Origin of the sequence: Sedimentitalea xiamensis, assembly GCF_030164465.1 — a bacterium.
GTDB classification, from domain to species: domain Bacteria; phylum Pseudomonadota; class Alphaproteobacteria; order Rhodobacterales; family Rhodobacteraceae; genus Sedimentitalea; species Sedimentitalea xiamensis.
This window is the reverse complement of record NZ_JASNJE010000019.1, coordinates 1-21166: the sequence shown is the minus strand read 5'-3', so window position 1 is coordinate 21166 and position 21166 is coordinate 1. Positions and strand designations below refer to the sequence as shown.

19 protein-coding genes and 1 tRNA gene are annotated in these 21166 nt (G+C 63.4%); 11 read left to right on the top strand and 9 right to left on the bottom strand.

What is annotated here, in order from left to right:
* Positions 1-15 precede the first annotated feature (15 nt).
* A complete protein-coding gene (locus tag QO034_RS14795) occupies positions 16-1092 on the bottom strand; it encodes a DUF2235 domain-containing protein (RefSeq protein ID WP_284486307.1) in 1077 nt (358 codons plus the stop codon).
* A complete protein-coding gene (locus QO034_RS14790) occupies positions 1067-3367 on the bottom strand; it encodes a xanthine dehydrogenase family protein molybdopterin-binding subunit (protein WP_284486306.1) in 2301 nt (766 codons plus the stop codon). The genes QO034_RS14795 and QO034_RS14790 overlap by 26 nt, the downstream gene beginning before the upstream one ends.
* A gap of 378 nt (positions 3368-3745) precedes the next feature.
* Here QO034_RS14790 and QO034_RS14785 point away from each other — a divergent pair, with 378 nt between their 5' ends.
* A complete protein-coding gene (locus QO034_RS14785) occupies positions 3746-6865 on the top strand; it encodes a valine--tRNA ligase (protein ID WP_284486305.1) in 3120 nt (1039 codons plus the stop codon).
* A 55-nt stretch (positions 6866-6920) separates the two neighbouring features.
* Complete coding sequence (locus tag QO034_RS14780) at positions 6921-7253, top strand: DnaJ family domain-containing protein (RefSeq protein ID WP_284486304.1); 333 nt, start codon at positions 6921-6923, stop codon at positions 7251-7253.
* Positions 7254-7263: 10 nt separating this feature from the next.
* Here the strand turns inward: QO034_RS14780 and QO034_RS14775 are convergent, their stop codons facing one another.
* On the bottom strand, positions 7264-8046 hold the full coding sequence (locus QO034_RS14775) for a crotonase/enoyl-CoA hydratase family protein (protein ID WP_284486303.1): 783 nt from the start codon (positions 8044-8046) through the stop codon (positions 7264-7266).
* Between the two features lie 149 nt (positions 8047-8195).
* Between QO034_RS14775 and QO034_RS14770 the strand changes: the two genes are divergently transcribed.
* Positions 8196-9302, top strand: coding sequence for a pyridoxal phosphate-dependent aminotransferase (locus QO034_RS14770; RefSeq protein WP_284486302.1), 1107 nt, complete (start codon positions 8196-8198; stop codon positions 9300-9302).
* 71 nt (positions 9303-9373) lie between these two features.
* The gene (locus QO034_RS14765; RefSeq protein WP_284486301.1) at positions 9374-9553 is read left to right on the top strand and encodes a hypothetical protein; all 180 of its coding nucleotides are present in this window, start codon (positions 9374-9376) and stop codon (positions 9551-9553) included.
* On the opposite strand, the gene QO034_RS14760 is transcribed toward QO034_RS14765, so the two are convergent.
* Complete coding sequence (locus QO034_RS14760) at positions 9550-10761, bottom strand: pyridoxal-phosphate-dependent aminotransferase family protein (RefSeq protein ID WP_284486300.1); 1212 nt, start codon at positions 10759-10761, stop codon at positions 9550-9552. The genes QO034_RS14765 and QO034_RS14760 overlap by 4 nt on opposite strands.
* Before the next feature lie 157 nt (positions 10762-10918).
* Here QO034_RS14760 and QO034_RS14755 point away from each other — a divergent pair, with 157 nt between their 5' ends.
* Positions 10919-12775 carry an ABC transporter ATP-binding protein gene (locus QO034_RS14755; RefSeq protein WP_284486299.1) on the top strand — a complete coding sequence of 619 codons (1857 nt, stop codon included), beginning with the start codon at positions 10919-10921 and terminating at the stop codon, positions 12773-12775.
* Between the two features lie 3 nt (positions 12776-12778).
* Here the strand turns inward: QO034_RS14755 and QO034_RS14750 are convergent, their stop codons facing one another.
* Positions 12779-13462: a TIGR04283 family arsenosugar biosynthesis glycosyltransferase gene (locus QO034_RS14750; RefSeq protein ID WP_284486298.1), complete on the bottom strand. Its 684-nt coding sequence runs from the start codon at positions 13460-13462 to the stop codon at positions 12779-12781.
* 68 nt (positions 13463-13530) lie between these two features.
* Between QO034_RS14750 and ygfZ the strand changes: the two genes are divergently transcribed.
* Together ygfZ and QO034_RS14740 are read left to right on the top strand one after the other, a co-directional pair.
* Positions 13531-14265, top strand: coding sequence for a CAF17-like 4Fe-4S cluster assembly/insertion protein YgfZ (ygfZ, locus tag QO034_RS14745; RefSeq protein ID WP_284486297.1), 735 nt, complete (start codon positions 13531-13533; stop codon positions 14263-14265).
* A gap of 77 nt (positions 14266-14342) precedes the next feature.
* Positions 14343-15284: an ABC transporter transmembrane domain-containing protein gene (locus QO034_RS14740; RefSeq protein WP_284486296.1), complete on the top strand. Its 942-nt coding sequence runs from the start codon at positions 14343-14345 to the stop codon at positions 15282-15284.
* A gap of 17 nt (positions 15285-15301) precedes the next feature.
* On the opposite strand, the gene efp is transcribed toward QO034_RS14740, so the two are convergent.
* The gene (gene efp / locus QO034_RS14735) at positions 15302-15865 is read right to left on the bottom strand and encodes an elongation factor P (protein WP_284486295.1); all 564 of its coding nucleotides are present in this window, start codon (positions 15863-15865) and stop codon (positions 15302-15304) included.
* A 217-nt stretch (positions 15866-16082) separates the two neighbouring features.
* On the opposite strand from efp, the gene QO034_RS14730 reads away from it, so the two are divergent.
* Positions 16083-16403 carry a DUF6280 family protein gene (locus QO034_RS14730; RefSeq protein ID WP_284486294.1) on the top strand — a complete coding sequence of 107 codons (321 nt, stop codon included), beginning with the start codon at positions 16083-16085 and terminating at the stop codon, positions 16401-16403.
* Positions 16404-16559: 156 nt separating this feature from the next.
* Here QO034_RS14730 and QO034_RS14725 read toward each other — a convergent pair whose 3' ends face one another.
* From QO034_RS14725 to QO034_RS14715, 3 genes are all read right to left on the bottom strand, one after another.
* Complete coding sequence (locus tag QO034_RS14725; protein ID WP_284486293.1) at positions 16560-16943, bottom strand: hypothetical protein; 384 nt, start codon at positions 16941-16943, stop codon at positions 16560-16562.
* 572 nt (positions 16944-17515) lie between these two features.
* Positions 17516-18934 carry a TolC family outer membrane protein gene (locus QO034_RS14720; RefSeq protein ID WP_284486292.1) on the bottom strand — a complete coding sequence of 473 codons (1419 nt, stop codon included), beginning with the start codon at positions 18932-18934 and terminating at the stop codon, positions 17516-17518.
* Between the two features lie 69 nt (positions 18935-19003).
* Positions 19004-19657 carry a protein-L-isoaspartate O-methyltransferase family protein gene (locus QO034_RS14715; RefSeq protein ID WP_284486291.1) on the bottom strand — a complete coding sequence of 218 codons (654 nt, stop codon included), beginning with the start codon at positions 19655-19657 and terminating at the stop codon, positions 19004-19006.
* A 125-nt stretch (positions 19658-19782) separates the two neighbouring features.
* Between QO034_RS14715 and QO034_RS14710 the strand changes: the two genes are divergently transcribed.
* The 3 genes from QO034_RS14710 to QO034_RS14700 all read left to right on the top strand — a co-directional run bounded on the left by QO034_RS14710 (position 19783) and on the right by QO034_RS14700 (position 21006).
* Positions 19783-19980 carry a hypothetical protein gene (locus QO034_RS14710; RefSeq protein ID WP_284486290.1) on the top strand — a complete coding sequence of 66 codons (198 nt, stop codon included), beginning with the start codon at positions 19783-19785 and terminating at the stop codon, positions 19978-19980.
* Positions 19960-20033, top strand: a tRNA-Cys gene (locus QO034_RS14705). The genes QO034_RS14710 and QO034_RS14705 overlap by 21 nt, the downstream gene beginning before the upstream one ends.
* A 337-nt stretch (positions 20034-20370) precedes the next feature.
* Positions 20371-21006 carry a hypothetical protein gene (locus QO034_RS14700; protein WP_284486289.1) on the top strand — a complete coding sequence of 212 codons (636 nt, stop codon included), beginning with the start codon at positions 20371-20373 and terminating at the stop codon, positions 21004-21006.
* Positions 21007-21166 lie beyond the last annotated feature (160 nt).

Genomic DNA, 21166 nt, shown 5'->3' with positions numbered 1-21166 from the left:
GCCCCCGCCGCGAGATCAGGCGTCCTTTGACCGGAACCGCAATATCCCCCTGGCGTTCTTGGGCAGGCTGTCCAGACGCACCGAGTCATGGATCGATTCGGATCGGTCCCGGCCAACGATCCTGCGGCGGCGCAGCCAGAAGATCTTGCCCCAGCCCCGCCAGGTTCCGACGGACGGGCCGTCGGGATCGGTGAAGAACCGCGCCCGCCAGGTTTCCGGAAGCGGCAACCCGCAGGCGGCGGCGCGCTCCAGCATCCAGACCAGAGAAATGTTGGACAGCGGGCGCGCCGCCTCATAGCCGCTGAGTTGCCCGCCGATGTCGCCATGCGTCCCACGGAACCAGACCTGTTCGACGTGGCCGGCAAAATCCGGCGGACAGACCCACATTTCGGGTTCGTAGACCTGGCGCGTTTCGTCCAGGGCAAGCGCATGGAATCCGTTGCGGACACTGCCGCCGAGCTGGTGATTGTGAAACGCGTGCTGCGCGTCCGAAACTTTCCAGAACAGGGGCAGGCGCAGGCCGAGCGCCTTGACCGTATCCCAGACCCCTACCATTTCGATGGGCACTTCGGCGTGGCAGAACGCCGTCCGGAAGGCTGCCGCATGCAGCGCGCTGGACCGCAGTTCATAGTGGCGGTAGGCGGTCTTGATATTCCGCTCGGTCGCATGTTCCGTCTTCAGAAGACCGACCATGTCGATCACCCCGGCAAGCGATCTCACGGCGAATGCGCCGCGCGAATAACCGATCAGGAAAATCCTGTCGCCGGGCCGATAGCGCGACGCGAGATAGCCGTAGGCGCGGCGGATCTGCCGGTTGATGCCGCGCCCCATCATGACATCGACGGTATTGCGCCAGTTGTTCCACTGCACCCCGGCTTCGTAGAACACGGAAACCTGCGCACCCATTTCCCGGCAGAGCCGGTAGGTCACCCCGGCATGGGTTTCAAATCCGGGCTCGAGCGAGGACAAGGTGCCATCCAGGATGATGACATGGGTCAGAGGACCGCGTGTCCTCGTTTCAGCGGAATGCTCGGACCGAAGCGGCCGCCCGAGCCATCCGAAAATCTTACCGGTCAGCCATGACAGGTTCATCGTTCAACATTTCCCATACTCTTAGCGGCGTGAACGGCATGTCCGCCTGCCGGACGCCCCGTTCCCACAGCGCATCCTGGACCGCGTTCGCCACCGCGGCCATGGAGCCGACGGTCCCCGCCTCTCCGCAGCCTTTCATCCCCATGGGGTTCGCCGTCGATGGCACCGGTTCGGAGACAAACCGGATCATCGGAACATCGGTGGCCCTCGGCATCGCGTAATCCATGAAACTGGCGGTCAGAATCTGGCCATCTTCATCGTATACCACATGTTCGGCGATGGCTTGACCTATGCCTTGCGCCACCCCGCCGTGCACCTGCCCCTCGGCCAGCATCGGGTTGATCAGGTTCCCGAAATCATCCACCACCGTATAGCGGTCCACCCGCGCGACGCCGGTCTCAGGGTCGACCACCACTTCGGCGACATGCGCGCCGTTCGGAAAGCTGCGCGCGGGCAAGGTGGCGCGCGCCTCGTGCCGCAAGAGATCGGCGCGCCCGTCGTCACGCGCCATGTCGGCGGCTTCCAGCAGCGTCGGGGTCAGGTTCGACCCCGGCAAGCGGAAGGTTTCGCCGTCAAAGGTCACGCCCTGCCCGTCTGTCCCGAACCGGTCGGCCAGGTAGGGCGAAAAGGCCGCGATCATCTTGTCCACCGTGGCAAGGGTCGCGTGGGTTTGGGTCGTCACAGAACGCGACCCGCCAGTGCCGCCGCCCTGCGCGATCAGGCCGGAATCGCCCTGAACCACCCGGATCCGTTCCGCCGGGATCCCGGTCTGATCCGACAGGAACCGGGCATAGACGGTTTCATGCCCCTGTCCGTTGCTCTGGGTGCCGACATAGATGCTCACCGTCCCGTCCTCGTGAAATTCGACCTTCGCGCCTTCCGAAGGATCGCCCAGAATACTTTCGATATAGTAACAGAGTCCCTGCCCGCGCAGCAGCCCGCGCGCCGCATCGGCGGCCCGGCGGCGTTCGAACCCCGCCTTGTCCGCCTCGACGGCGGCGCGACCGAGCACCCTTTGGAACTCCCCGACATCGTAAAGCTCGCCGGTCGCGCTCATGTAGGGGAACCGCGCGGCGGGTATGAAATTGCGCGTGCGCAGCTCCCAGGGATCGATGCCAAGTTCCCGCGCGGCCCGGTCCATCGCCCGTTCCAGGACATAGATCGCCTCGGGCCGCCCCGCGCCGCGATAGGCATCGACCTGCGTGGTGTTGGTGTAGAACCCTTCGACCCGCAGCCAGACCGCCTGCACGTCGTAGCAGCCCATCAGCACCCGCGAAAAAAGCTGCGTCTGGATCGGTTGCCCCATCTGGCTGTTATACGCGCCGAGATTCACGCGGGTATGGACCCGGTATGCCGTGATCCTGCCGGTGTCGTCGAAAGCCAGTTCGGCCAGCGACGTCAGGTCACGGCCCGAATTGTCGCTCAGCATCGCTTCGGTCCGATCAGACGCCCATCGCGCCGGACGGCCAAGAACCCGCGCCGCATGGGCGACGACATAGTATTCGGGATAAGCCATAGCCTTCATCCCAAACCCGCCGCCGACATCGGGGATCGTGACCCGGACACGGTTGCTGTCCAGGCCGAACGCCTTGGCCAGCCGGTCCTTGATGCTCCACACGTTCTGGCCGCCGAAGGAAAAATGCAACCGGTCGTCGACCCAGTTCGCATGACAGGCGCGCGGTTCCATCGCGTTGACCAAGATGCGATTGTCCTCGACCTGAAGGCTGACGACCCGCGCCGCAGCCTCAAAGGCGGCGCGGGTCTTGTCCTCGTCGCCCATGCCCCAGTCGAACGCGCGGTTCTCCGGCGCTTCCGGGTGAATGAGCGGACCGCCGGCGCAGACATCCAGCTTCACCGGGAGATCCCGGATGTCCAGTTCGATCCGTTCCGCCGCATCGCGGGCCTGATCCAGCGTTTCGGCAAAGACCATCGCGACCGGTTCGCCGACGAACCTGACCCGATCCCTGGCCAGCACCGGGCGCAGGGGCTGCGCCGCCTCGGTTCCGTCCCGGTTCGTCACGACCGTTGCATCCATCGCGATACCGACACCGGCGGCTTCCAGATCGGCGGCAGTGACGACGAGATGCACCCCCTCCGACGCCTTTGCCGCCGAAACGTCAAGTTTTTCAATCTCCCCATGCGCCACCTGGCTGCGCAGGACATAGCCATGCAGGGCGTCCGGCAATCGGGCATTGCCGACATACCGCCCCTTCCCGGTCAGGAACCGCTGGTCTTCGACCCGCGAAACCGGCTGGCTTTTTCCGAACTTTTCCACGGCCATACCCCTGATGCTGCATCATGGCGACACTAGCCCCGGAGGGAGCGATGTCCAGTCGGTCGACGCACCGAAACCACGTGGCGCAAACCATAGCCATTGAATGCCGTGCTCTTTGCGATGGAACAGGCGCCCATCCCGTCAACAAGAACCTGATCGCCCGCCTGGCAGTCTCAGGACATATCCAGCCTGCCCGGAAGGCGGTCCAGTCCGTCCCAGGCCGGCCGGAAAACGACCGCGCCGACTGATCGGCCCGGCATTGAAGCATGGCCGGTCGCGCCCGCCGGCTGCACCTGCCGGGAAAGAAAAGCATTCGGCCATCTTTCCCTTCAGGCCGGCTTTCGCTAGACGGAGCGCGACCGGAAAAGGACAGCGAAGATGGCACTGGACAAAACCTTCGATGCGGCATCGGCCGAGGATCGGATCTACAAGGCCTGGGAAGACGCCGGGTGCTTCAAGGCCGGCGCGAATGCCTCGCTCCCCGAAACCTATTGCATCATGATCCCGCCGCCCAATGTCACCGGCAGCCTGCACATGGGCCATGCTTTCAACAACACGTTGCAGGACATCCTGATCCGCTGGCACCGGATGCGCGGCTTCGACACGCTCTGGCAGCCGGGCCAGGATCATGCGGGCATCGCAACGCAGATGGTCGTGGAACGCAAGCTCGCCACGGAAGGCCAGCCGGGCCGACGTGATCTTGGCCGCGAGAAGTTCCTGGAAAAGGTCTGGGAATGGAAGACCGAAAGCGGCGACACCATCATCAACCAGCTGCGCCGCCTCGGGGCCTCCTGCGACTGGTCGCGCAACGCCTTCACCATGTCCGGGGCTCCGGGTGCGCCGGCGGGAGAAGAGGGCAATTTCCACGACGCCGTCATCAAGGTCTTTGTCGAAATGTACAACCGTGGCCTGATCTATCGCGGCAAGCGCCTGGTCAACTGGGACCCGCATTTCGAAACCGCGATTTCCGATCTGGAAGTCGAGAATGTCGAGGTCGCGGGCCATATGTGGCACTTCAAATACCCGCTGGCGGGTGGCGCAACCTATGAATACGTCGAGAAGGACGAGGACGGAAACGTCACCCTGCGCGAGACCCGCGACTATATCTCGATCGCGACCACGCGGCCTGAAACCATGCTGGGCGACGGCGCTGTCGCAGTTCATCCATCGGATGAACGGTATGCTCCAATTATTGGAAAACTATGCGAAATACCGGTCGGCCCAAAGGAACATCGCCGCCTGATCCCGATTATCACAGACGACTACCCGGACCCGGATTTCGGCTCTGGCGCGGTCAAGATCACCGGCGCGCATGATTTCAACGACTATCAGGTCGCGAAGCGCGGCAACATTCCGATGTACAACCTGATGGACACCAGGGGCGCGATGCGCAGCGACGGTAAACCCTATGCCGAAGAGGCCGCCGTGGCCCAGGCCATCGCAGCGGGTGAACAGGACTTCGACGAAGCGATGATCGCCGCGATGAACCTGGTGCCGGACGAATTGCGCGGGCTGGACCGTTTCGAGGCGCGGGCGAAGGTGGTCGAACAGATCACCTCCGAGGGGCTGGCGGTGATGCAAGCCATCGCCAAGACCGATCCGGACAGCGGCGAGGATATCGTCCTGTCCGAGCCCCTGGTCGAGAACAAGCCGATCATGCAGCCCTTTGGCGACCGCTCAAAGGTCGTGATCGAACCTCTGCTGACCGATCAGTGGTTCGTGGACACCGGCAAGATCGTCGGCCCCGCCCTTGACGCGGTGCGTAACGGCGACGTGAAGATCCTGCCCGAGCGCGAGGAGAAGGTCTATTTCCACTGGCTGGAGAATATCGAACCCTGGTGCATCAGCCGCCAGTTGTGGTGGGGCCATCAGATCCCGGTCTGGTACGGTCTGGACCTGTCGGCTCCGGAGTTCCTGGACGACGAAGGCGACGGGACGCTGGACCTTGTCGAACTGCACCGCCTGCTGATCGACGGCGGCATGCTGCATGCGGGCGCGGTGATGCATTGCGCCCCGTCCTTTGACGCGGTGCAGGACGCGTTCCGCGACGAGATCGCCGATACGCCGGTGCCGATCAATCACGCCGCGATCGTCGAAGTCGCCGACAAGCACGCGGCCATCCACATGCTGGCCGAGAGCCTGGCGCAATACGCGCTGAATCAGGACCCGACGAAACTGGTCTACCCGGTCTGGCGCGACCCGGATGTGCTGGACACCTGGTTCTCCTCCGGTCTCTGGCCCATCGGCACCCTGGGCTGGCCCGAGGATACGGAGGAACTGCGCAAGTATTTCCCGACCAGCGACCTGATCACCGGCACCGACATCCTGTTCTTCTGGGTGGCGCGGATGATGATGATGCAGCTTTCGGTGGTCGGACAGATCCCGTTTCATACCGTCTACCTGCATGGCCTCGTGCGCGACGCCAAGGGCAAGAAGATGTCCAAGTCGACCGGCAATGTCGTCGATCCGCTGGACCTGATCGACGAATACGGTGCCGACGCGCTGCGCTTTACCAACGCGGCGATGGCCAGCCTCGGCGGGGCGCTCAAGCTCGATACCCAGCGTATCGCGGGATACCGGAACTTCGGCACCAAGCTGTGGAACGCGATGCGGTTCGCAGAGATGAACGACGTGTTCACCGCGCCCGGCCACGGCATCCCCAGCGCCGGGCAAACGCTGAACAGGTGGATCATCGGTGAGGTCGCAAAGGTGCGCGTCGAGGTGGACGAGGCGCTGCAAGGCTATCGCTTCAACGATGCGGCCAATGCGCTCTACGCCTTTGTCTGGGGCAAGGTCTGCGACTGGTATGTGGAATTTTCCAAACCGCTGCTTCAGGACGAAAACCCGGCGCGGGACGAGACCCGGCAGGTGATGAAATGGGTCCTGGATCAGTGCCTTCTGATGCTGCATCCGATCATGCCCTTCATCACCGAAGAACTCTGGGGGCTGTCCGGCGACCGGGCCAAGATGCTGATCCACGGCGACTGGCCGGACTACGGAACCGAACTGGTGGATTCGGCGGCGGATCAGGAAATGAACTGGGTCATCGGACTGATCGACAGCGTCCGCTCTGCCCGCGCGCAGATGCATGTGCCTGCCGGCCTGCACGTGCCGATGCTGGTCACCGAACTCGACGACCGGGGCCGCACCGCATGGGCCCGCAACGAGGTGCTGATCAAGCGGCTCGCCCGCATCGAAAGCCTCACCGATGCCGACAGCCTGCCCAAGGGCACCGTGGCGATCACCGCCGAAGGCGCGAGTTTCGGTCTGCCCCTTGCCGGCATCATCGATATCGACTCGGAAAAAGAACGGCTGGAAAAGACGCTGGGCAAGCTGGCCAAGGAACTGGGCGGTTTGCGCGGACGGCTGAACAATCCGAAATTCGCCGAGAGCGCGCCGGACGACGTGGTCGAGGAAACCCGCGCCAATCTGGCCGCCCGCGAAGAAGAGGAAAGCCGGATCAAGGAAGCGCTCGCGCGCCTGGCGGAACTCGCCTAGGACGCCTCGCAACCCGGCCCTCGCCTTTGCCGGGGCCGTGCGGTATCGTCGCCGCATGTCCAGATCCTTACGCGCCCTGATCGAACGTCAGATCCAGAAAGCCCGCGCTCGGGGCGAATTGACCGGGCTTGAGGGAGAGGGCGACCCCCTGCCCGACCGCCCCGAAGCGGCGATGGTCGATCCGGTGCTGGCGGCGGGCATGCGGATCATGGCGCAGGCAGGTGTGAAACCGGAGGAATTCGACCTCAAGGAGCAACTGCTCGCCGCCCGCGCCGAGTTGGCGGCTCTGACGGAGCCGCAGGAGCGGAAGGCGGCAATGGCCCGCGTGGCCGATCTCGAAATGCGTTACAACATGGCCCGCGATGCGCGGCGCGCATTCCTGCGCTGACGGCGCCGGCTTACTTGAACGACGGCTTGCGGCCTTCCATCTGCGCCGCCACCACTTCCATCTGATCGGGCTTGCCGATCAGACTGGCGGATTCGCGGGATTCGGCCAGAAGAACGTCCTGGCGAGATCTGGTTTCCGCCACGTCGATCAGCCGCTTGGCCGCCCGGATCGCCGAGGGACTCTTTTCCGCGATTTCCCTGGCCAGATCGATCGCCGCCGCCAGCGGGTCGTCCGCCTGCGAGGTGACAAGCCCCCATCGTTCCGCCTGATCCGCCTTGATCGGCCGCGCCGTGTAGGTCAGTTGCCGCAATACATCCGACCGCACGAGATGCGGCAGCAACACCATGCCGCCAAGATCGGGCACGAGACCCCATTTCATTTCCATCAGGGACAGTTTCGCATCGGGTCCGGCGATGCGGATGTCGGCCCCCAGCGCCAGTTGCAGCCCGCCGCCGAAGACCGCACCGTGCAGCGCCGCGATGACCGGAACCGGAACCCGGCGCCAGCACAGGGACATCTCCTGCAAGAGATTGGTGTCGCCATGGCTGCGGCCCATCAGCCATTCCACGGGATCCATCTGCCCCATCTTGGCGAAGCTGGCCAGATCGAGTCCCGCGCAGAAACTTTTTCCCTCGCCGGAAAGAACCACTGCGCGGGCGTCCGATGCGGCGACCTCTTCGCCCGCGTTCACGATCGCCTCGAACATGGCATCGTCCAGGGCGTTCATCTTGTCGCCGCGGGTCAAAGTGACCCGCGCGATGTGATCCGAATACTCGACTGATACGCGCGCCATCCCGGTGTCCTCCGCTTTTTCCGCAACCCTGCCGAAATCCGGGCCGGGATGCCAGTGAAACGTGGGGGCAGTCCGGTCAGGATTGTCCGCCGCGGATCTGGCGCAAAGCAATGCTTGCCGCCCGCGCGGGGTTGGGCTTATCTGCGGCCATGACCGATCCCAGATACACACCGCTCGCCCAGTCCCTGCCCGCAACCGTGCCGTTCGTCGGCCCTGAAACGCAGGAACGGCAGCGAGGCGCCGCCTTCCTGGCGCGGCTCGGCGCGAATGAAAGCGTGTTCGGCCCGTCCCCGCGCGCCGCCGAAGCGATGCGGCAGGCCGTCGACGGGGTCTGGATGTATGGCGACCCGGAAAACCACGATTTGCGGCAGGCGCTCGCCGATCACCACGGGGTGTCCGCCGACAACATCGTGGTCGGCGAAGGGATCGACGGCCTGCTCGGCTATGTCGTGCGACTGCTCGTCGAGCCGGGTGACGCGGTGGTCACGTCCGAGGGTGCCTATCCGACCTTCAATTACCATGTGGCGGGCTTTGGCGGCACGCTGCACAAGGTGCCCTATGTGGACGACCGCGAAGACCCGGCGCGGCTGTTCGCCAGGGCGGCAGAAGTCGATGCGAAACTGGTCTACCTTGCCAATCCCGACAATCCGATGGGAAGCTGGCACGCAGGGGCGGACATCGTGGCGGCGCTGGACAGCCTGCCCGACGGGTGCCTTCTGGTGCTGGACGAAGCCTATGTCGAATGCGCCCCACACGGAACCGAAGCGCCCGTTTCCGTCGACGACCCGCGGCTGATCCGGATGCGGACGTTTTCGAAGGTTCACGGCATGGCCGGGGCTCGTGTCGGCTATGGCATAGCGGCCAAGGGCCTGATTTCCGCCTTCAACAAGGTGAGGAACCATTTCGGCATGAACCGGACGGCTCAGGCAGGCGCGCTCGCGGCGCTTCGGGACCGGGCATGGCTGGACCATGTCCGGAGCGAGATCGCATCCGCGCGCGACCGGATCGCAAGCATCGCCCGCGACAACGGACTTGTTCCGCTGCCTTCGGCGACCAATTTCGTGGCCATCGACTGCGGGCGGGATGGCGCCTTTGCCAAGGCAGTTCTTGACGGGTTGATCGCGCAAGGGATCTTTGTGCGAATGCCATTCGCCGCCCCGCAGAACCGCTGCATCCGGGTCAGTTGCGGCAGGCCGGCGGATATGGATGCATTCGCGGCAGCCCTGCCGGCAGCCCTGGCGGCGGCGCGAAGCTGATCGCAGCGGTTTGACCTGACTTTTGCGCAAACTGCGCTAAACTGGCCCGGACCGGTCCGAAGGACTCTACCATGAGCGAACGCCGCCTGACCCCCGCCCCGAATTACACCAACGCCGCGCTGATCATGCTGGGGGTCAACCTCACATGGGTGTTCGTGACGATCTGGGCGATGTTCGGGCTGATCCCGGTCCTGCTGCTGGCCACCGCGATCAATCATCTGATCCACCGCAAGGCCGCGCGGACCCGCTAGCCACCGGCGATCACCCTGGCCGCGGCATCCAGCGCACCCGCCCCATGGGCGATGCCCAGTCCGTTCATGCCGGCCTCGATCCCGCCGAGCAGCCCCAGTATCATGTGGCCATTGACATGCCCCATATGGCCGAGACGGAAGAAGCCATGCCAGGACGGGTCCGTCGGGGCGGCCATGCCGAGTCCGATTCCAAGGGTCAGTCCGAGGTTTTCCTGGACCCAGTTCCGCAACGCGGTTCCGTTCGGCGCCTCCAGCCGGAGCGCGGTGACGGCGTGGCTGCGATCCGCCCGGTCGGCCACGTTCAGGCGCAACGGGCCGCCGTCCCGCCCCCATGCCTCGCAGGCGGCCCAGACGGCCTGCGCGAGCCGTTCATGCCGGTCCCAGACATGTTCGATGCCTTCGGCATGGATCATGTCCAGCGCGGCCCGCAGCCCGAGAAGATGGTGGGTCGGCGCGGTGCCGCCGAAAAATTGATAGAACTCGTCCGGGTCGCTGCGTGGGGCCCAGTCCCAGTAGCGGCTGACGCGCGGCATGGAGCGCCGCTTTTCCGCCGCCCTTTCATTGAAGAACACGAAGCTGACGCCCGGCGGCACCATCAGACCCTTCTGGCAACCTGTGACCGCGACATCGACGCCCCAGGCATCCATTTCGAACCGGTCGCAGCCAAGTGAGGCGATGCAGTCCGCCATCAGCAACGCGGGATGGCCGGCCTCGTCCATCGCAGCCCGCAGGGCGGCGATGTCGTTGCGGACCGAACTCGATGTATCAACATGGGTCGCCAGGACGGCCTTGATCCGGTGGCCCGCATCGGCCCGAAGCGTTTCGGCGACGCGGGACAGGTCCATCGGAGACGACTTGCCAAAGTCGATCACCTCGACCTCGGCTCCCAATCCGGCCGCCATTTCGCCCCAGCCGTGCCCGAAACGCCCGGTGGCCGGCACCAGGACCCGTTCGCCCGGCGCAATGACATTGGCCAGCGCGGCTTCCCAGGCGCCATGCCCGTTGCTGATGTAGATCGCCGCCGAATGGCCGGTGCGCGCGACTCTCTTGAGGTCGGGAATGAGCGTGGCTGTCATGTCCAGCAGCGCCCCGGCATAGATGTTGGGAGCGGGTTGATGCATCGCCTGCAACACCCTGTCCGGGATCACGGAAGGCCCCGGTATCGCCAGATATTCACGCCCCTGCGACAGCGTCAGTGACTTGCCCATTGCACCCTCGTTTGCATTTCTCGCTCACCCTATCCAAGTCGAACCCGCCGTCAATGCACCCGATCACGCGGGTTGCGTCAAACGGCCCATTTGGTTAAATGGCCCAGGTGCAAACGCGGGGATGCCTAGTCCCACTCTTCAATCGGATCAATCCCTTATGAGCAGCCCCCCGAAATCCTCACGCGAATTGCTGGGGTGGCTATGGCGCAACTACCTGCACCAGCACACCGGCACCATGGCGATCGCCATGGTGTTCATGTTGGTCGAAGGCAGCATGATCGGTGCGGTCAGCTACATGATGCAGCCGATGTTCGATGAAGTGCTCGTCGCCGGCAACACCTCGGCCCTGAAATGGGTCAGCATCGCGTTCCTGCTGATCTTTTCGATGCGGGGTGTGGCGGGCGTCGTCCAGAAGGTTCTGCTGGCACGGGTGTCGCAATTGACGGCGGCGAGCCTGCGGATCGACCTGCTGAATCGCATGATCCGGCAGGATACGTCATTTCATCAGACCCATCCTCCCGGATTTCTGATCCAGCGCATTCAGGGAGATGTCGGGGCCGTCAACGATGTCTGGCGCGGGATCATCACCGGGGCCGGCCGGGATGCGATATCCCTGATCATCCTGATCGGCGTCGCGATCAATATAGACTGGGTCTGGACCGCGATCATGCTGATCGGCGTGCCGCTGATGTTCCTGCCGATCGGCGCCGGACAACGCTATGTGCGAAAGAAAGCCTCCGCCGCCCGCGACCTGGGCGCCACCCTGTCGACGCGCCTTGACGAGGTGTTTCACGGCATCGTTCCGATCAAGCTGAACCGGCTCGAGAATTATCAGGCCGAACGCTATTCCGGCTACACCGACACCTTCGTACGATCCGAAATCCGCGCCGCCTTCGGGACCGCGGCGATCACCGGCATGATCGACATCATGGCCGGTGTCGGCTTCATGGGCGTGTTGCTCTACGGCGGGTCCGAGATCATTTCAGGTGAAAAGACCGTCGGCCAGTTCATGAGCTTCTTTACCGCGATCGGCCTTGCATTCGACCCGATGCGCCGCCTTGCGAGTCTCAGCGGCAGCTGGCAGGCCGCCGCCGCCGCTCTGGAGCGCCTGAAGGAACTGATGGACGCACCGATCCGGCTCAAATCTCCGGAACACCCGGTGCCGCCCCCCGAGGGCCTGCCCGATATCCAGCTCGACGAGGTATCGCTCAGCTATGGCGATGCGAAAGTCCTGAACAACCTGTCGCTGCGGGCTGAATCCGGCAAGACGACGGCGCTTGTCGGCGCCTCCGGAGCCGGGAAATCGACAATATTCAACCTGCTGACACGGCTGGTCGACCCGCAAGCGGGAACGATCCGTGTCGGCGGCATCGACGTCAAGGACATTGCCCTGCAAGACCTGCGCGATCTCTATTCTGTCGTCAGCCAGGAAGCCTTGCTGTTTGACGAAACCCTGCGGGAGAATATCCTGCTGGGGCGCAAGGATGTCAGCGACGAGGACCTCAAACCGGTGCTCGACGCCGCGCATGTCAGCGACTACCTGGCGAACCTGCCGGACGGGCTTGATACCCTGGTGGGTCCGCGCGGCTCGGCCTTGTCGGGCGGGCAGCGCCAGCGGGTGGTGATTGCCCGCGCCCTGCTTCGGGACACGCCGATCCTGCTTCTGGACGAAGCCACAAGCGCGCTGGACGCGCAATCCGAAAAGGTCGTGCAAAGCGCGCTGGACCGGCTGGCGGGCGGGCGCACGACGCTGGTGATCGCGCATCGCCTGGCCACCATCATCAGCGCCGACAAGATCATCGTCATGGACAGCGGGCAGATGGTCGATCAGGGCACCCACCAGGAACTGCTGGATCGCGGCGGAATCTATGCCGACCTGTATCATCTGCAGTTCAAGGGCGGAAAGACCGTGATCGACCCGAAAGGCGCGGCGGCGCTGTTGCCGCGCGCGCCCGCCCTGTCGGCGCCGCAGCCGTCCTGGATGCGCCGCATCGGCCAGCGCCTGTTCGGCTGATCGTCAGCGGCGGTAGTCCCTTGCCAGCGCCACGGGATCCGCCCCGCAGAGATAACGCGTGAGGGTCCAGAGATTGCGCGCGCCGCGGCGCAGCCATCCGGCCTGTCGATACCGCCGGGCGCTCGTGAACGCCCGCACCGGCAGGATCAGGAGCGGTCGGGGCAAGGCCCGCACCAGCGCCACATCTTCCATCAGGGGCTGATCCGGATAACCACCGGCGCGCTCATAGGCGCTGCGGGTCATCAGAAGGCCCTGATCCCCATAGGGCAAGGACACCAGCGAGGAGCGGAAGTTCGCCCAGCCAGCCACCCAACCCGGCCAGAAGCCCCGTTCGCGGAACGCGAGCCGGAAACAGGCGCTCTGCCCCTGCCCCGTCTCCAGATGGTCCTTCACCGCCCGCGCCCAGCCGGGTTCAAGCTCGGTATCGGCGTGCAGGACGAGTATCCATGCGCCGCGCGCACATGCAACAGCGCGCCGCAACTGCCCGCCGCGCGACGCAGCGCCGGTCACGATTTCGGCGCCGGCCGCTTCGGCGATGCGCAGCGTATGATCGCTGCTGCCGCCATCGGTGACGATCAGTTCCCGGATCAGCCCTGCCGTCAGCCCCTCGATCAGCGCCGACAGGCAGTCCGGGAGGCCGTCTTCGGCGTTCAGTGTCGGAACCACGACGGAGAGTTCGGCAGGCACTGGTGTTCCCCTGTTCTTTCGGACACGCTTACCTATATGACAAGGCAATGAAAACCGGGAGTTCACCAATGACGCAGCGCCGCATTCTTCGACTGTCCGGTCGAGATGCCGACAGTTTCCTGCAGGGACTGGTCACGAATGACATCGCGCGCCTGACGGACGGGCTGGTCTATGCCGCGCTTCTGACCCCGCAAGGCAAGTATATCGCCGACTTCATGTTGAAACGCGATGGCGAGGCGATCCTGCTGGACGTGGCCGAAGCGCTGGCCGACGACCTGGTCCGCCGGCTGTCGCTCTACAAGTTGCGGGCCGATGTGACGATAGCGGATTCCGGCCTGAACCTTCAGCGCGGCACCGGCACAGCGCCGGAAAATGCCGATGCGGACCCCCGCCATCCCGACATGGGATGGCGCGCCTATTCGGCCAATCCGGCCAGCGACGACGGCACCGACTGGGACGCCATCCGCGTCGCGCATTGCATCCCCGAAACCGGCATCGAACTGACGCCGGACTCGTTCATTCTCGAAATGGGTTTTGACAGGTTGAACGGGGTCGATTTCCGCAAGGGTTGCTATGTCGGGCAGGAAGTCACCGCGCGCATGCGCCACAAGACCGAGCTGCGCAAGGGGCTGCGCCGGGTCCGGATCGACGGGGCGGCACCTGCGGGCGCCCCGATCACCGCCGATGGAAAGCCTGTCGGGACGCTGTTCACGCGCTCCGGCGATCAGGCCCTCGCCCATCTTAGATTTGACCGGATCAGCGATGACATGACCGCCGGAACTGCGACGGTTCTGGCGGAATGATACGCATCACCGATTGAGTTTGGCGGCCGCCTCGGTAAGGTTGCCGCTCGACCCCATCTTCATAGGAACCGTGCGGCGTGATCGAACTCTACTTGGCCATCTGGCGCTCCAGCGGTCGGCGCCAGCTGATCCTTATCCTTCTGTCGCTCGCGGTTGCCGGCCTGTCTGCGGTGCCGCTGAGCTATCAGAAAGACATCATTAACGCGCTGAGCGAAGCCGAGATCGGAGCGTCGGCCCTATTTCTGATGTGTGCCGAGATGATGGGAATCGTCCTGCTCAGCCTGTTTCTGAAATGGCTGGTCTCCTATCGGTCGGGCACACTGGGTGAGGACATCACGCGGCGGTTGCGCAAGCACCTCTATGAGAACTCCGATGCCAGTGTCCGCAGCGACGGCAAGCAGATCCCGCAGGGTACGCTGGCCACCACGATTTCCGCCGAGGCCGAAGAACTGGGTAAATTCGCTGGCGGCGCCGTTTCCAATCCGGTGGTGCAGATTGGCACCTTGATCGCGGTGGTCGGCTTTATCGCGACCTCGCAACCCGGTCTGGGCGTCATCGCGCTGGCGATGATCACGCCACAGGTCATCATCGTGCTGATCACGCAACGGAAGGTGAACGAGCTGGTCGCGCGACGGGTACGGATCCTGCGGGGCGCGACGAACCAGCTCGTCAGGCAACACGACTCCGCTCCGGATATCACCATCGAAGAGGAGTTCGACGCGATCTTTGAAACCCGCCGGCAGATGTTCATCTGGAAACTGTCGACGAAATTCGTTCTCAGCTCGCTCAATGCCGCAGCCACCGTCGGGGTGCTGGCCTTTGGGGGCTGGCTGGTCTTGCAGGGGCGCACCGATGTGGGCACGGTTGTCGCCGCTACGATGGGGCTTGCCCGCCTGCAATCCCCCACATCGTTCCTGATCGCATTCTACCGGCAGGTCAGCGCCGCCCGCGTCAAGTTCGATCTGGTGCGGGAACTTGTCGAGATCGCGCCTCGACGCCCAAGCAAAATGGCGGTCTGATCCAATCCCCGCCGGCCTCAGGCGCGTTCGGAATATTCCATGGTTTCGGTGTTCACGATGATCATTTCATCCTGCCCGACAAAGGGCGGAACCATGACCTTGATGCCGTTGTCCAGGATCGCCGGCTTGAACGAATTGGCCGCCGTCTGACCTTTGACCACCGGTTCGGTTTCGACGATCTTGCACGTCACCTTTTGCGGCAGCGACGCGCTGAGCGCCTCGGACTCGTGGAACTCGACCACGACCGTCATGCCGTCCTGAAGGAACGGACGCCTGTCGCCCAGAATTTCTGCCGGGAGTTCAACCTGTTCGTAGGTTTCCGCATCCATGAAGACCAGCATGCCGTCGTTCTCGTAGAGAAACTGCTGGTCCTTCTGTTCCAGGCGCACTTTCTCGACCTTGTCCGCGCTGCGAAAGCGTTCATTGAGCTTGCTTCCGTTGCGCAGGTTGCGCAGTTCCACCTGGGCGAAAGCCCCGCCCTTGCCCGGTTTGACATGATCGACCTTCACTGCGGCCCACAGGCTGCCGTTATGCTCCAGTACATTGCCGGGGCGGATTTCATTGCCGTTGATCTTGGGCATGGATGTGACCTTCGCGCATGCTTGATACAGAAACTGCGGCACCTATATATGGCGAGTCAGGGGCTGGCAAGACAACGATATCTCGTGCTGCACGCGCAGAAAGCCATGCAAATTACGCAAGGGTGATATGCAGTTTCGGGGTACCCGAATCGTTCGCGATCAGTCATAAGGAACGCCACGCCGAAAACGCAAGAGCAAGAATAACAAGGAAGACGAGATGAGAGATTTCGTTGACGGCACAGCCTTTAACAATGAACAAGGCAATCGTGCACGTAAACTTTTTGCGGCCGTCGTATTGGCTGCATTGGACGACGCCATCGCCGATGACAAGAAATACGGCAACGGCCCGGAACAGATCGCCCGATGGGCAAGGTCGCGCGACGGGCGCGAGGTGCTGTCCTGCGCCGGTATCGACCCCAATGAACGGGTCGTGACGGGTTTGATGGATTTCGTCGGACGTGGTGTGCGCACATCCGTCGCCCTGTCCCGCGAAGAAAGCGAACGGCGCAACGCCGCGCAACAGGCCGAAGCGGCCTGAATCAGCCAGGATCAAGGAAACCGCGCAGTCCGGTCCCCGGCTGCGCGATTTCTTTTTGGGCCTTCCGGCCGTGGATGCGCGTCCGTGCCAGCCCTGTCCCGGGTCTGCACGTCTGCTGCCGCGATACTGCAAGCCCCATTGCACGGCGCAAGAGGGCTAGGCCGGATCGAGATCCTGTATCGTCAAGACCCTGTGGATTTCGCGCCGTACCAGCTTTCTCATATTTTGCTTGATCCGGTCGCCCAGAACACCTGTCAGTTCCTCTCGGACGATTTCAGCGACGAGTTCCCTGAGGCGGTCGGGCTCCGGCAGGTTCCCGGCGAAATGGAAATCCGGCGGTCGCGACGTTCCGTCCCTCCCAGCCTCCGGGGACCCGGCCGGCCCGTGTTCGGGCCCAGGCCAGGCGGTCGTTTCGCCGATGCCGTCATTTGAAACGGCATTGCCGGAATCCGCCTGCGCGCGGTCAGGCGAGGTCTTGTCGGCGCCGTGGATTTCCGGTGCATCCGCGCCGGCGCGCAGGTCGGTGGGCGCACATCCCATGCCACTGACAGGCGTTCGCGGCGGGGCCGGTGCAAAACCAGCCGGGACCGGTCCGCAACCATCGTCTGCTGGGGTTTCTTCGCGGGATCTTGCCCGATCCATGCCCTGACCGTCCTCCGGTGTTGACCGCACCGCATCCGGCATCGGCAAGGACGTCTTTGCCTTCATGGGAAATTCACCATCGGCAGGACGGGACGCCGGATGCCCCTGGCGGTCCGCGCCGCTGCCTGCGGCAGATACGCCGATCTGGTCATCCGCGGTGACTCTGGCCGCATGCGTCGGATAATCGGACTGCGGCGTCCCTCCCGCATCCTTCACCTTGTCCGGCGCCGTATCGGCCAAGCACACCCGATGGGCCGATGTCAGGATCAATGGCGCCTTCGGATCGGAGGGAACCAAGCTGGGCTTGGCCTCTTGAGGCCGGTTCTGATGGGAAACCAGCCGCCGTATCGAAGACAGGACATCCTCGATATCGGCCTTTGAAACGGGATCGGACATCGACAAGAACCACTCGCAACTCGCATCCGAGCCTAGCGTCTGTCAGAGTGCCTCACAACCGACAGGAAAAATTGTCACTTTTTCCCAAGCGCTTCCAATACGCGATCCAGGTCCCTGGATTGCCTCGATACCCTGGCCGGCGCATCCTTGGCGAGGTTGTAATAGATCGTCGGGTCATAGATCTGGACCGCAAGCCCAAGACGTTCCGCCGTCAACAGGCCCTGCGTCGCAAGCAGCTGGTAAGAGGCGATGACTTCTTCGGCGCGGGCTGAGATCTGCGAGGTCAGCGCATCCAGCAATTCCTGCTCGGCGGCCAGAACGTCCAGCGTGGTGCGCGCGCCCAAAGTCGCCTCTTCGCGGATGCCGTCAAACGCAACCTGCGCCGCCCGGACACGTTCGGCGGTCGCCACGAGGCTGGCCCTGGCCACCTCCAGACGTACGTAGGCGTCATTCACCCCCTGAACCGTATCTCGCTGCACATTCAGAAGATTTCCGCGCGCGGCGTCCCGGTTGGCCATCGCGCTGCGGACATTGGATTGCAACGCGCCGCCGCGATAGATCGGCTGCCTCAGGTCCAGGGAAACGGAGGAATCGAAGCCATCATTGTCACTGTCCCAGCTATCGATCAGCCCGACCGCGACACTGCCGGCCACGCTTGGCCCAAGCCCTCTCTCGGCTTGGAGAATCCGCAATTCCAATGCCGCGACCTGTCGCTGAGCCGCGAGGATATCCGGATGGGTTCGCACCGCGACGGCCTGGGCCGCCTCGATCGACGCCGGTTTCCTCGGAAGATTTGTCGGCGTCACCAGTGTTCCGGGTCTGCGCCCCACGGCATTGGTATATTCCGCCTGCGCATTGACCAGAAGCCCGCGCGCCGCGGCCAGGTTGCTGCGTGCGGCGGCAAGCCGGGATTCCGCCAGCGCCACGTCGGTGCGCGTCACTTCGCCGACCTCGAACCGGTCCTGCGCCGCCCGCAATTCCTCGCCCAGCACCCGCACGTTGTTTTCACGCAGGGACACGTTTTCCGTCTGCAGGATGACGTTCATATAGGCCGCCACGGCGCGCTGCAAGACCCGCTGCTCGAAGGACAGGAGGGTCTGGCGCGTCGCCAGAACGATCTCTTTCGCGGCTGTCAGCCCCAGCTCGCGGGCACCGCCGTCAAACAGCAGCCAGGTCAGCTCAAGGCCGGCCGTGATGCGGTTGCTGGCCAGTTCGCTCAGGATCCCACCGGGATTCAGACGCTGGTTCGTGGTCCTGGCCCGCGCGACGAAATCCAGCACCGGCCGCAATGTGGAAATGGCCTGGGCCACGTCTTCATCCGCGGCCCGGAGCACGGCCCGGTTCTGTTCCAACAACCCGCTGGTGTTATAGGCCCCGATCAGCGCATCGGCGAGATTCTCGGCCCTCGTCGCTCCGGCACCGACGGTTGCAAGCGCCAGAACCGCCGAAAACGCCCCGGTCCTGATCCATCCTGCCGTCCATTTCCTGCTCATTTCAGCCTCCTGCTCAAAGCTGTGACGATTCCGAAGTCACGGCGGTCGACCAATTTTCTGCGCCCCTGCCTAAAGAGCGAATGCCTTTTCCTTCTCGAAACCCGGCAAGACGGGTGCGGAGGCGTTGAAGTCGAACCGCCACGAAATACGTCCTGCGGACTTGTATCCGATACGCACCACGCCCAGGGCACCCTCCATGAACAGGCAGGCGATGCGCCCGCCATCCTTGAGCTGGGCCTCGATCGCTTCCGGGAGCGTTTCCGCCGCCCCTTGCAGAAGGATCACGTCATAGGGTCCATGCTCCGCCGCGCCCTCGGCCAGGGGACCGGCATGCACGATGACATTGTCGGCTCCGGCCGATGACAGGATCGCCTGCGCCTCGTCCGCCAGGGCGGCGTCTTCCTCGACGGCCACCACCGCCTGCGCCATACGGGCCGCCACCGCGGCGGAGTAGCCAAAGGCCGATCCCAGGTCCATGACCAGCTCGTCGCCCTCGATATCCAGCGCATCCAGCATCTTCGCAAGCGTCCGCGGCTCAAGCACCACGCGCCCGTTTCCCAGATCGAGGTTCTCGCCGGCATAGGCCGCTTCGCCCAGGCTCTCGGGCAGGAATTTCTCGCGTTCCACGGACAGCAGGGCGTCGATGATCGGGTATTTGGTCACGTCCGACGGACGGATCTGCGTATCGACCATCAGTCGTCTGCGGGCGGCAAAGTCTGTCATTGCTAAACTCTTCTGTTCAGTCGATTGTATTGGTTCTGACACATCGCATCGGCGCGGGCAACAGGGCGCAACGCGAAATCACCGACAGTGAGGTCATTGATACCCACCCAGGAGGGAAACCGGAAATGTCCAGCGCCGACATGCCGGATGCCGCCGGGCCGCATCGGCTTTCCAAGCGAAACAGCCATCGCAAGCCGCCGAACGCCAAAGCCGGTCTTTCTGAAAGCCGGGCACGGCAAAAGGCACTCTGTGGATGGACAATCCGAAAACAGTTGATTACATCGACCCCAGACCACGAGTCTGGCGAGTTGGCGGAGTGGTGACGCAGCGGATTGCAAATCCGTGTACACCGGTTCGATTCCGGTACTCGCCTCCATTCACTTCTAAATCATAGGGTTAGCGGCTTAGCAGTCGGGTGTGACACAAAGTGGGACACACGCCCTATGATGCTGTCATCCTATCTAAGCCCCTCAAGACACGGGATTTACTACTTCCGGTGGCCTATCCCTCCGTACATAGAGGGAAAGCGGACCACTGTTCGCATCTCTTTGCGCACACGTTGCCCGGATCGGGCTGGTGATTTGGCCCGTTATCTTGCATCTTGTGGTAGATTGCTGCGGGATAACAGAGCGTTGATGCGACTAAGGCAGGACGAGATACGTACACTTGTACAGCGATACTTTCGGTCGCAACTCGATACGTATGTTGAGCACATGAATGATAAGGGCTTCCCCGAACAGTCGATTGGCGCAATGCAGCAAGAGTTGGCCGTGCACGAGAACGCGATTGAAGGCGAAGACCTACTCGCAGACGCTTATCTCAACAGCGAAACCTTTTGCGAGGCGTCAGGTCTTAGCGGCTTGCAATGGGACGAAAACCTGCCGTCTCTGCGGCGGGAATGGCGCAAGGGACGCCGGGACATGCTCAGGCGCGTACTGGAAGCCGCTGAGCGCCTTGAGCATTATTCCTATGACGATGCCCCAGCCATAGCTCCTGCCGCTCCTCCGCCCGCCTCATCGCCCTTGGGCTTGGCGGTGGATGATTTCATTGCAGAGCATTCCCGCCAATGGGCCGACAAGACGACCGGCCAGAACCGGGCTTACCTGAACATCCTTGTCGAGTACTTCGGCCCTGATCGTTTGCTTGCCACGATCACCAAGCAGGATGCAAGCGAGGTCAAGAAGGTCTTGCAGGCGCTACCGTCCAGCCGGAACACCAAGCCCAAGTTGAAAGCCATGCCGTTGATGCAGGTCATCAAGGAACCCGGTCACAAGAAGATCGCGGCCAAGACGATCAACAGCAGAGGTGGTCGCGAGATTTCGGACCAGTTGCTAAGCTTTAGCGACTGACGAAGGAATACCCCAGATGACGAAGCGGAAACGCTATTCTGTGAACCGGCATGCAAATTTGACCCCTGTATTGGGGTAATCGGCGTCCAAAAGTGACCCCCCTGATATTTCGTTTCAGAAGCTTCCTCAAAGGATTGAGGGAGCAATTTGGGGATGTTGG